The organism is Hydrotalea lipotrueae, from assembly GCF_019249625.1.
Taxonomy (GTDB): Bacteria; Bacteroidota; Bacteroidia; order Chitinophagales; family Chitinophagaceae; genus Hydrotalea; species Hydrotalea flava.
Map to the genome: position 1 here is coordinate 1 of NZ_JAESDL010000019.1, position 12318 is coordinate 12318.

Here is a 12318-nt window from a genome sequence, read left to right on the forward strand (position 1 = left end):
AGCAGTTTCGACGTTGTCAAACAAGATTTGATTACTATGATGCTAATTTTCTCGGATTTGTACAATTAGCTTGTACAATTATATTATTAAGAAACTACTTTTGAGATACGCTCTAATGATTTTGGTTACTTTAGGACAATGATTGAATAATATGCCAACGCTTTTGGTGGCACATTTGCAAAACCGCACAAGCCAACGCTAAAGCCAAGTTTTACAAAAGAGCCACCAAGCCAACGCACCAAAACAGACACGAATGACACGAACAAATACGACAGAAAAGAAGGGCGAAGTGCTAACAGCGGTTTTGCATAATGGCGGGTGCAGTAGTAAATTGAAGGTCAGTTTTTCAAATCAATTTTTGTGGTGGGTTGACAGTTTTGTGCTCCGAAATCCGCCACTACGCAAAGCCGCAAACCGTTGGTGGCAAGGCGGACACCCCAATCATCAAAAAACATAAATGGAGACAAAAGACATCATCATGACAGTTGCAGTGCTGGTTGGACCTATCGCTGCTATTCAAATTCAAAAATGGTTAGACAACCGTAGGGAAATAAGGGGGCGAAAATTGAATATTTTCAAAACACTTATGACTACACGAGCAACACGAGTTTCATTAGAGCATATACAGGCATTAAACATGATAGACATCGAATTCATTGGGAAGAAATATCAAAAAGTGGTTCAAGCATGGCGACAATATCACGACATGCTTTCCAATAGTAATCCTCAAGCTCAGGACTGGAGCAACCGAATTGATGATTTGTTTATTAATCTTCTTTTTGAAATGGGGCAAGTGTTAGGCTATTCATTTGACAAGGTAATGCTTAGGAGAACTGCATATTCACCAATTGCTCATGGTGACTTAGAATTTGACCAACAGGTTATTAGAAAAGGATTGTCAAATATTATGAAGGGGGAAGCCGCTTTACCAGTCTACTTTGTTAATGGAAACAACACCGAAACGCAAGAATAGCCCAGCCACCAACATGGGGTTTGCTGCTATGGCGGGGCGACAAACAAAACTTCAGCTATGTGCAGTCGTCAGCAGCAGTTCCAGCGTGACGAACAAAGCCAGGCTTTAGTTCTTATCTTCAACTTCCAAAACAAACCTGGGTAGCGGTTCGGGCTGGGCGTTCAACGAATACCGCCACATCGCCAAGCCCTGTTCGTTGGCTGCAAGGCTAAAGCGACCAGTATGAAAATTTGTAAACTCTGCGGACTTCCCAAAGTATTAATAAAAAAATCGCATATCATTCCTGACTTTATGTACAAGGGAATGTTTGACGAAAACCATAAACTTGTTCTACAACCGTTTAGACAGGGGGACATCAACACCTTATCTTTGTTCAGCACCAGTTCCCAGCTTGACAGAACGCTATTTCAGCCACATCGCCAAGCCCTGTTCGTTAGTGGCAAGTGTATCGGCCGACCGTTTCCAGTTTACAGCAGACTATAAATAATTTATTTCCCTTGTAACTTTTTATACGATTCAATCGTTTCGTCAGTTCGTTACACTAAAAGCAGACAATTATTAACTTAACCCTAAAGAGATTTATGAATTCAAGTGGGACAAATACAAGTGATTTTGAAGACTTAAAAGTTAATATCAAAATCAAACTTTCGGCACTTTGGGCTTCTGTTACATTTTTTTATATCTATGGCGACTATTTTGAACTCTATGTGCCTAACAAAGTGCAAGGGATAATCAATGGTAACAGTATGCTTGACAATCCAGTAAAATTGTTTGCAGCTTCAGTATTATTGGCAGTTCCAGCCTTAATGATTTGCTTGTCTGTTATATTGAAACCCCGAATAAATAGAAAGTTAAACATAATTGCAGGTTGCTTTTTTACAGCAATTATGTTTTTGATTGCAGTTACATCAATTTCAGAATGGAGAACCTTCTATGTTTTTTATGCAATCGTCGAAAGCATACTTACTTCAATAATCGTATGGTATGCTTGGAAATGGACAAAAGTAAAAAATTAAATTACCAACTGAATTATGGCGACAGATTTCTCAAACAAAAAATTAGCAAGAATTGCAGGACTTTTATATTTAGGAGTAGTAGTAACAGGGATTTTTACTTTAATGTATGTGCCTTCTAAACTTTTTAATGCAGATAATGCTTCTTTGGTTTATCAAAATATTGCTTCAGCTCAAACACTTTTACGGTTTGGAATCGTTGGCGGACTTTTATGCTATACATTTTTTCTTTTCTTGCCACTCGTACTGTACAAATTATTGAAATCCGTAAATGAAAATTATGCTAAACTAATGGTGCTTTTAGCGGTTTTGAGTGTTCCCGTATTTTTCTTAAATGTTCAAAACCTATTTTCAATTCTTTCCCTTATCAAAGAAGGACAAAATAAATTAGGGTTATCAATAGAGCAAATCCAATCGCAGGTAATGTTATATCTTGGACAGTATGACAACGGCATGCGAATTGTGCATATATTTTCAGGACTTTGGTTGTTCCCTTTCGGTTATTTAGTTTTCAAATCCGAGTTCCTGCCCAAAATTTTAGGAGTATTACTAATGTTTGGCTGTTTTGGATACTTAATAAATTTCTTAGGCCACACTCTAATTCATAACTACTCTAAAATTGGAATATCATCATACATAAGTTTACCAGCAAGTATTGGAGAAATTGGAACTTGTTTGTGGTTATTAATTGCGGGTGTAAAAGACAAAAAAACAACTTGACGACAAAAACGCCTGCCACCAACAAAAGTATTTGCAAAAGCAGGGCTGGACATTGTGACATCAGCTATATGCAATTATCAACAGCCGTTCTGGCTCGACGTTCAATGTTCAGCTTTAGTTCATAACTTCAACAACATATTTTCAAATGGGCATTTGTACCGGGCTGGACAATCAATGAATTCCCTGTCTTCGCAAATACTCGAACGTTACTTGCTATTTTAAAAATTGACACACAAAGCGGGATTTATGTAACAAATAGTATGTGCTGAATAAAAGACAAACAATAAAACAAGTATGTACTTTAATATAAAACCTCAACAAGTTTGCACCACATTTGCAAGGCACACAAAACCTTTGCACAATAGCAAACCTTGCAAAAGAGGTGCAAACACGGCTTTATTCAGCAAACCCAACTTAAAGTTTATCTCATTAATAGTAGTAATTTTTATTTCAACTTATGTAAATAGCCAAACAATAAAAGGCAAAGTAACAGACATTAATAATTATCCTTTGGAGTTTGTAACTGTTACTTTAAAATGCGATACAACGTTTAACAAAATTGCGTTAACAGATTCGGTCGGCAATTTTATAATTGATAACTGCCCGTTGAATAAAAAATATTCTCTCAATGTTTCATTTATTGGGTTTAATACTATTGACACAACTTTTATTGCTAACTCAAATAAAAATTTCAATTTTGTTTTAACACAAAACAACACACAATTAAAAGCAGTAACAGTAACCAGTAAAAAGCCTTTGATTGAAAGAAAAGTTGATAGGTTGGTTTTTAATGTAGAAAATAATTTGCTTACAACAGGAATGAGTTCTGATGAAATATTTAAAATAATACCCGGAGTAAAAATTGATGAATTAGGAACTATAAGTATTAATGGCATTTCGGGTGCTGCTGTAATGTTAAATGATCATTTATTAAATTTAAAGGGAACTGAGTTGGTTTCTTTTTTGCAGGGGCTTCATTCGCAAGATATTTCTTCTATTGAAATAATTGCACACCCATCTGCAAGTTTTGATGCCGAAGGTGCAGGCGGTATAATTAAAATAATAACCAAAAAGAAAAGAAGTAAGGGCATAGAATTGGGTGTGGGCAGCACTTACAAGCAAGGTGTTTATGCCAAATTTCTTGAAGATGCGAGTGTAAGTTTTAAGAATGAAAAATGGGTTGTATATGTTTCGCTAAATAATAATAATTCTAAAAATTTTTATGAAGGAATCAATACAAGAACAATTGAAAATAATCCATATTCGTTTTTCAGATATAACAATGCAACTTCAAAAGGAAATGGATTTGGTTGGCGTGGCGGCTTTGAATTTGACATTGCAAAAAATCAGACTATCCAATTTGAAACTATTTCTAATTCAGGTAATAGAAATACTTTGAACTCATTAGTAAACACACAAGTATTTTTAAATAACATTCTCGATACCACAGTTAAATGTCTTAGCCCATATAATGGTAAATCAAAAAATTCTACTTATTCATTCAACTATAATTGGACAATTGATGCTTTGGGGAGTACATTTAAAGTTTTATCAGATTATTCTGTTTCAAATTCTTTATCGAATGATACAAGTTTAAATAGTTATTATGATAAGAATAATATTTTTGTTTATCAGTTAAATAGATATGGGAATGTTGGAGATTCGCTGCACATTTTTACTGTACAAAGTGGTTTGAATTATAAATTCAGAGATAAAAAAAGCAACATACAATTCGGCGTAAAATACAGCAATGCTAATAATTTTAATGGTAACGATTACTTTTTGTATAACTTCTCAAATTCAGAATGGCAAAGTGATACAACGCAAACCAATCATTTTCGTTACAGAGAAAATATACTTGCAGGTTATTTGAATTTTAATTCAAAAATTAAGCGATTAGAATATGAAGCAGGGCTAAGAATTGAGAACACACAATCAAAAAGTATTTCAACAACAACCAATACACAAGTGGCTGATAATTACACGCAATTTTTTCCCGATGTGTTTTTAAAATATTCATTAAACGATAGTATAGGCAGATATATTTCTTTGAGTTATTCAAAAAGAATTTCACGACCGCCTTATATTATTCTAAATCCGTTCAAATATTTTTATGACCAATACACTATTAAACAAGGTAATCCTTTTTTACAACCAACAATTGAATATTCTCTTGCTGCAGATTATGCTATAAACAATAAGTTATCATTTTCATTGAATTATTATTTTAGTAAAAATGCTTTATCAGATGTTTATCTTTCGCAGGGAAATTATACAATAGAAACCTTCGCAAATTTAAGTTCAGCAGATGGCTACTATCTTGAAACGACTTACACAAATGATATTACAAAATGGTGGAACAGTATGGTAGATGTAGCTTTTGTAATTTCTCGATTTCGTGCACCCGATTTTGAGCAACATTATACAGGCATCAATTTTTCGACTACAAATGCCATAAAATTTAATGCTCGTTTAAGTTTACAAAGCGATTTAAATTTTTCGTCAAAAGGCTATGACAGATTTTCAACAAGCAATTACAATTCAGCTGTTTTAAATATTGCATTTCAATACAAACTTTTAAAAGATAAATTACTGTGCCGAATAGGAATGAATGATATTTTTTATAGAGAAGGAAATATGAGTTTAACTGAAAACTATCAAGGACAAATTACAAACACATTATTTAAAAGAGATACAAGAGGTTTCTTTATAGGCATAAGGTATAATTTTAAAAAGGGATTAAAGAAAGAAAACAAGCAAATTGAAAAAAGTAACAACGATGAAATGCAAAGAACAAGTAATTAAAAATATTGTAGGCCAACAATGGGAAAATTGCCGAAAATCCCTAAAAAGAGTAGGCATTAAATTCAAAAATGTTTTTTATGAAAAATGAAATTTAAAAAAAGCAGTTTCAATTAGATGCAATTAAATTGCTTGAAAACGCAGAAATGCAAAAATTAAAAGGTGGTTTAGCCGCATCTGTTGATTGTGCATGTAAATCTGGTTGCAGAACAGCATGTATCAGCGGAGGTCAAGTAAGCAATTAATTAGAAATTGCTTTTAGCTTTATGCGAGAGTTGAGTCTTTTGAGATTCGACTCTCTTCTTACAATTTAAAATATAAATATTATGAATATATCATTTAATCCAGAATATCATCTTAAACCAGATGAAGGCAGAGTTTTATTAATGCCAAGCGAAATGTTTCGTTCATTGCAAGACGGATCGGATAATAGCTACGAGTCTGTTATACACCCCATTTATGCTATGATATTGGCGTTTTTTAATAATACTGAATATGAAGAAGGAATTAGAAATGCTTCGAACTATCTGAATGTAAGTATTGAGTTCATTAAAAAATTTATTGACCCTTTAATTGAAAATGATGATATTATTTCTTTTAAAAACGATAATCAATTAGACATAGTCTTTCCAAGAAAAACTCTCATCAGAAACATTCTTGAGAATAGTAAAAAATATAATCCAGAGGATTTTATCTATGAAAGTGTAGACATCTCTCATAAAAGACATAAAACGCCAACAGATATTACATTAATGGTTAATACAACATGTGCTACAAATTGTTTTTATTGCTATGCAGACAGAAGAATTAAGACAAGTTGCAAAATACCATTAGAAAGAGTTTATGAATTAATTGATGAAGCAAAATCATTTCATGCTAGAAGTTTTGAAGTTATTGGCGGAGAATTTTTCCTTTATAAAAATTGGAAAGAGGTTTTGATTTATTTATATGATAGTGGATTTCATCCTTATATATCAACTAAAGTCCCTATTTCAAATGATGCTATTGACTTTTTAGCATCAAATAAAATAACTGATATACAGGTCTCATTGGATACATTAGTTCCTAATAATTTGACAGAAATACTCAATGTAGATAAAGCATATATTGAAAAAATTAAAGAAGCTTTAATTTACTTGAACAAATCAAATGTTGGAGTGTACTTGCATACAATTTTAAATAGCAAAAATCAATCACCTAATGACATGAAATCAATTTACGATTTCATAAAAGATATGAATAATATTGTTACGTGGAGAATTGACAAGGCGGGGCCTTCATTGTATTTAAGTGAGGATAGCTATGAAAATTACAGAGTAAATAAACATAAAACTACTGAAACATATGAATATCTTAGAAAATTAAGCGAGCAATATACGAAATTTGCAATATTGCCTGATGGTGTAAACCCAATAGCTATTAATGATAGTCCAAATCCAGCAATCAGAGAAGGAAGAGAGAGGGCATCTTGTTCCGCAAATTATTCGCAATTATTTATTTTACCTGATGGGAATGTTACTGTTTGTGAAGAGTTATATTGGCATGATCAATTTATAGTAGGAAATGTACTTGAAAGTAGTTTGTTGGAAATATGGAATTCAGATTTTGCTAAATACATTCGAAAAATTCCACAAAAAAAAATACCATTTGATAGTGCGTGTAGTACTTGTGCCGAATATGATTTATGTAGAGATTTGAATAAAATATGTTGGAAAGATGTTATTAAAGCATACGGTAATGATAAATGGTATTATCCCGATGTTGCCTGTTCAAAAGCCCCCCCCTTGAAATATCATGTGGAATAGTATACCTCAAATATCATCCTAATGGCAAGATATTATTTCCGAGTGCAGCTTCAATACGATACTATGGATTGCGGACCCGCTTGCCTTTCCATGCTTTCAAGTATTTATGGTAAAAAATATTCCTTACAATTTATACGAGAAAATTGTTCCATCACTAGCGAGGGTGTATCCTTATTAGGTATTACTGAAGCTGCAAAAAAAATTGGCTTCAAAACTATTTCTGCAAAACTAACTATCAATAATCTTAAAGAAAGTAAGGAAACTCTTCCTGCAATCCTTCATTGGAATCAAAACCATTTTGTTGTATTGTATAAAATTAAAAACAATAAATTCTACATAGCCGACCCTGCCCATGGATTGGTAAAATTAAACGAAGAACGCTTTAAAAAAAGTTGGTTAAGTGAAGAAGATAAAGGCGTGACCTTATTTTTAGAACCAACCGAAGAATTTTATAAACTGCAACCACCTGCTTCGGCTCAGGTTAAAATAAAATTCCTTTTTAAATATTTAACGACCTACACTAAGCAATTATCTTGGATGTTTTTATTGCTTTTGTTAGGAAGTGCTGTTACTTTAGTATTTCCATTCCTAACGCAAAACCTTATTGATAAAGGCATTCATGCAAAGAATATTAATATCATCACTACTATTTTGTTGGCTCAATTGGCTTTATATATGGGTAGCATTGCCATGAGTATTTTTCGCAACTGGTTATTATTATTTGTTGGTACAAAACTGAGTATTAAAATTATTTCCGATTTTCTAAAAAAAATGTTGCAATTGCCCATTAAGTTTTTTGATACCAAAACGATGGGCGATTTTAATCAACGCATTCAGGATAATGAACGAATAGAAAATTTTCTTACATCACAAAGTTTACTCACGTTTTTTTCAATTCTCACATTCACCGTTTTCTTTGGTGTGCTTTGGTATTACAACATAATAATATTGTTGGTGTATATGACGCTAACTGTGTTATCGGTTGTATGGTCGTATTACTGGCTACAAAAGCGAAGGCAATTAGATTATTTACGTTTTCAACAACGCAGCGAAAATCAGGAATCTATTTACGAAATGCTGAATGGTGTTACAGAAATGAAATTAAACCAGTTCGAGGATTTTAAGCGTAACAAGTGGGAAGAAATTCAACACAAACTTTTCAACATAAATATCCGTATTTTAAAACTTGACCAATTGCAACTTTCGGGCTTTGAATTTCTCAATCAAATAAAAAATATTCTCGTAACTTTTTTAGCAGCCAGTTTTGTAGTACACGATAAAATGACATTAGGTGCTTTGTTAAGCGTATCGTATATAGTAGGCGAAATGAACTCGCCTGTTAATCAGTTAGTCAATTTCTTTCGCTCTTTACAAGATGCTAAAATAAGTTTAGAAAGATTAAACGAAATACAAAATCATCTTCTTGAAGAAGAACCACAGGCACAAAAAATTATTAGCAAAAATAATGATGAAGGAATTATTTTAAAAGATGTTTCGTTTCAATATGAGGGTCCGCATTCACCTTTTGTATTAAAAGATATTTGTTTGCAAATACCCACCGGAAAAGTAACGGCAATAGTAGGCACAAGCGGAAGCGGTAAAACAACTTTAATGAAATTGTTGCTTAAATTTTACGCTCCTGTTGAAGGATATATTTTCTATAACGGAATAAACTTAGAAGAATTATCACCCAAAGAACTCCGAAAAAGTTGTGGAGTAGTAATGCAGGACGGATATATTTTTAGCGATACCATTGAAAGGAATATTGCAACAGGTGATGAAAATATTGATAATGAAAAATTAGCGCTGTCAGTAGAAATGGCTAACATTAAAACATTTATCGGAAATTTGCCATTACATTATAAAACAAAAATTGGAGCATCGGGAATTGGTATCAGCAGCGGACAACGGCAACGAATTTTAATTGCAAGAGCCATTTATAAAAATCCCGATTATATTTTTTTGGATGAAGCCACCAGTGCTTTGGATGCTGAGAATGAAAAAGTAATACACGATAATTTGCAAACCTTTTTTAAAGGCAAAACAGTTGTAATTATCGCACACAGATTAAGTACTGTAAAAAATGCCGACCAAATTGTTGTATTAGAACAAGGTAAAATTGTGGAAATTGGCAATCATGAAACGCTCACCAAACAAAAAGGTAAGTATTTTGAATTAGTAAAAAATCAGTTAGAATTAGGAAATTAAAACAGACAAACCCTAACCAATAGACACATAAAAATTAGTGAGAGACGAATATTTTTTGTATAGACAACTGTTTCCTGCATTGACAGAACCATAAACTTGACAAAGAGAGGCATAAAAACCGAATGAAATAGCGTATCCGCCACTAACAGACAGGTAACCGGCACACACAGACGCATAAAAATTGGTGAGAGATGAATAACCAACGCATAGAGACGAATAACCAAAGACAATGACATTCATTTCCACGACAACAATATGCAATTCCGTCAATACAAGATGCGTTACCAGGACAATCAACATCGTTTTCAGCACAGTCAGACAGGTTTTCAGTATTGTTACATCAATAAAACAGACAACGAACATCATTTTCAAGACATAGATATTCAATTTCATAACATAGACACATGTTTTTCGACACATTGACAGGGTAAGCAGCAATATTAGACCAATAAAAACGACAGATACACAAATGAGCATTGCAACCACTTTGCAAAAGCCCACAAAGCAAAGCACAGATGCTATCTTTTACAAACAGGTTGCAAGTACGAACAATGAACTTTTGTATTTCAATTAAACAGACAAGAAGCGAAGAAAAACAGCAAGTAACATAGTATTTGCAAAATGCGGGGCAGAGCAGTTAAATGCTCAACATTAGTAATGCTATTTTACTTTTGTGCGAGTTGTGAGCAACAGAATAAAAAATATCCGCACTTCGCAAATACCTGATCGTTGCCTGCAATATTTAAACTAACATGCTTATGCTTTCTAAAAAGTATCTGAACAGCGTAAAAAATTTACCCGCAATCATGAAAAAGATTGTGGAAGGAACTGCTCCCGACAAATTCACGACTGAACACCTCAAGAAAATTGGGTTTCCGAGTAGCAACGACAGAGCACTGATTGGGGTATTAAAGGATTTGAAATTTATTTCTGAAAGTGGGACACCTACCCAGCGTTATCATGACTATAGAAATTCTTCAAGGTCGAAGAATATTTTAGGGGAAGCTCTCAAAGAAGCATATTCAGACATCTTTCACATAAACGAAAAGCCTAGTCAAGCAGATCGTCCAGCAATTACCGGTTTATTCAAATCTACGCACAATGTAAGCGACCAAATTGCCGGTTTTATGGCTAACACATTTCTTTCATTGCTCTCGATGGCAGACATTTCTGGAACCCATAAAGCACCATCTAAAAAAGAGACAGAAAAGCCCAAGAAAGAAGAGGAACATCAGCAAGGTGACGAACCGCCTCCGCCACCAAATAATCATAGCGGAAACGGTACTTTTCCTTTAATACCTAATTTGAGATATAACATCGAAATCCACTTACCTGCTTCAAAAGACATTGAAGTTTACAATGCAATTTTTAAATCTTTAAAAGAACATCTACTAAATGACTGATAAACCCAACATAAGGGAGTGGATGTTTCGAGCACTGATGTTTGAAGCGGAAGCAGAGCAATTCAAATCCGCTGGAATTCGAATTGGAGCGGACACAGAACAAGCGGAAAAAGCATTAATGGAAGAAACTCTTTCACCTTTCCCTATTCAGACACGAAACGAAGGGTTGCGAATGGCTCGACTTTACGCATTGGTTAACTGTTTTGAAAATTCAGTGAGAGATCTGATCAAAGAGCGTTTAAAGGAAAAGTTCGATACTGATTGGTGGGAAAAAGGAGTTCCAAGAAGCGTAAAAGATTTTGCACAAAAGCGGCAGCAAGCAGCAAAAGAAAATTCATGGCTGGAAGGTGACAATACAGAGCTAATAGAATTTATAGAGTTCGGACATTTATCCGACATTATCATTCAAAACTGGACAGACTTTTCAGATTTAATTCCGACACAGCACTGGTTGAAACAGAGACTTGACGAGCTTGAAAAAGCAAGAAATTATATTGCTCATAATAGACTATTACTTCCCTCAGAATTTCGAAGAATTGAGCAGTATATAAATGATTGGAACAGACAAGTAGGCTTCTAATACTGCAGGCAACATTGCATTGGCAATATGGCGGGGCGACGAATATATTCTCAGCTTTTGTTCGCTCATCAGCTTCAGTTTCGGCAGACGAATAATGCCTAGCGATAGAATAAACAATGAGCTTTTGTATCTTTAACCAGCAGCAGCACCGGGCGGACGGAACACAGAATACCGCCACATCGCCAATGCTTTAACGTTGCCTGTCATGCCCAACAACCCGTTTAAAGTTCACGGCTGATATTTACAACTTTTTATTTTTTCATTTTTAAAATTTCATAATAATATGGTTCATTCGCCTAACAGCAGTTGGACAAAATGCCCCAAGTGCGACAAAACACAATTTGAACTTGTTGAAGATGTCCCTACTGGGACAACATGGGTGCATCTTTATTTAAGATGTTCAAGTTGTAAAACTTTTTTACAAATGGTTCCGTATGATAACACAAATGTTTTACTTGAAACAATGCAAAAAGACATCAACAAAATCAAAAGTGTTTTAAAAATTATTGATTAAGGATTTTAGGATTAACTTCTTTTGGAAAGTTTTGAATCCAATCATAATAATTCTTTGCGGTATCAAGAATTTTATCAGGACAATGCTTACATGCTTCTGCAGCAATTCTAAGACACATTATTTTTACATCTACAAACTTTTCAACTGACATGATTTTTCTGCGACTGCCCAAACTTGTTATTAAAATATTCAGTTTTGACACAACACTTTTTGGGCAGTCGGCTTTGGACTGTAAGCGAAGCATAAAACCTATAAATAAAAGAACTTGTTTTGACAATGGCACGAACAGGCAACAAATGT

At 33.8% G+C, this 12318-nt stretch carries 11 protein-coding genes; 9 read left to right on the top strand and 2 right to left on the bottom strand.

Annotated elements, in window-relative coordinates:
- Positions 1-253 precede the first annotated feature (253 nt).
- The 7 genes from JK139_RS11240 to JK139_RS11270 all read left to right on the top strand — a co-directional run bounded on the left by JK139_RS11240 (position 254) and on the right by JK139_RS11270 (position 9521).
- Positions 254-457 (top strand): hypothetical protein, encoded by a 204-nt coding sequence (locus JK139_RS11240; RefSeq protein WP_218331315.1) that lies wholly within the window; start codon positions 254-256, stop codon positions 455-457.
- On the top strand, positions 458-973 hold the full coding sequence (locus tag JK139_RS11245) for a DUF6680 family protein (protein ID WP_074420270.1): 516 nt from the start codon (positions 458-460) through the stop codon (positions 971-973).
- Positions 974-1554: 581 nt separating this feature from the next.
- Positions 1555-1989: a DUF6326 family protein gene (locus tag JK139_RS11250; protein ID WP_074420269.1), complete on the top strand. Its 435-nt coding sequence runs from the start codon at positions 1555-1557 to the stop codon at positions 1987-1989.
- 15 nt (positions 1990-2004) lie between these two features.
- Positions 2005-2706: a DUF4386 domain-containing protein gene (locus tag JK139_RS11255; RefSeq protein ID WP_074420268.1), complete on the top strand. Its 702-nt coding sequence runs from the start codon at positions 2005-2007 to the stop codon at positions 2704-2706.
- Positions 2707-3000: 294 nt separating this feature from the next.
- Positions 3001-5511 (top strand): outer membrane beta-barrel family protein, encoded by a 2511-nt coding sequence (locus JK139_RS11260; protein ID WP_074420909.1) that lies wholly within the window; start codon positions 3001-3003, stop codon positions 5509-5511.
- 323 nt (positions 5512-5834) lie between these two features.
- On the top strand, positions 5835-7313 hold the full coding sequence (locus tag JK139_RS11265) for a radical SAM/SPASM domain-containing protein (protein ID WP_074420266.1): 1479 nt from the start codon (positions 5835-5837) through the stop codon (positions 7311-7313).
- Positions 7314-7334: 21 nt separating this feature from the next.
- Positions 7335-9521, top strand: coding sequence for a peptidase domain-containing ABC transporter (locus tag JK139_RS11270; RefSeq protein WP_074419534.1), 2187 nt, complete (start codon positions 7335-7337; stop codon positions 9519-9521).
- A gap of 12 nt (positions 9522-9533) precedes the next feature.
- On the opposite strand, the gene JK139_RS11275 is transcribed toward JK139_RS11270, so the two are convergent.
- A complete protein-coding gene (locus JK139_RS11275) occupies positions 9534-9761 on the bottom strand; it encodes a hypothetical protein (protein ID WP_143439152.1) in 228 nt (75 codons plus the stop codon).
- 518 nt (positions 9762-10279) lie between these two features.
- Between JK139_RS11275 and JK139_RS11280 the strand changes: the two genes are divergently transcribed.
- Together JK139_RS11280 and JK139_RS11285 are read left to right on the top strand one after the other, a co-directional pair.
- The gene (locus tag JK139_RS11280; RefSeq protein WP_143439153.1) at positions 10280-10924 is read left to right on the top strand and encodes a DUF5343 domain-containing protein; all 645 of its coding nucleotides are present in this window, start codon (positions 10280-10282) and stop codon (positions 10922-10924) included.
- Positions 10917-11504 carry a Swt1 family HEPN domain-containing protein gene (locus JK139_RS11285; protein ID WP_074419536.1) on the top strand — a complete coding sequence of 196 codons (588 nt, stop codon included), beginning with the start codon at positions 10917-10919 and terminating at the stop codon, positions 11502-11504. The genes JK139_RS11280 and JK139_RS11285 overlap by 8 nt, the downstream gene beginning before the upstream one ends.
- 503 nt (positions 11505-12007) lie before the next feature.
- Here the strand turns inward: JK139_RS11285 and JK139_RS11290 are convergent.
- A complete protein-coding gene (locus JK139_RS11290) occupies positions 12008-12220 on the bottom strand; it encodes a hypothetical protein (RefSeq protein ID WP_179853208.1) in 213 nt (70 codons plus the stop codon).
- Positions 12221-12318 lie beyond the last annotated feature (98 nt).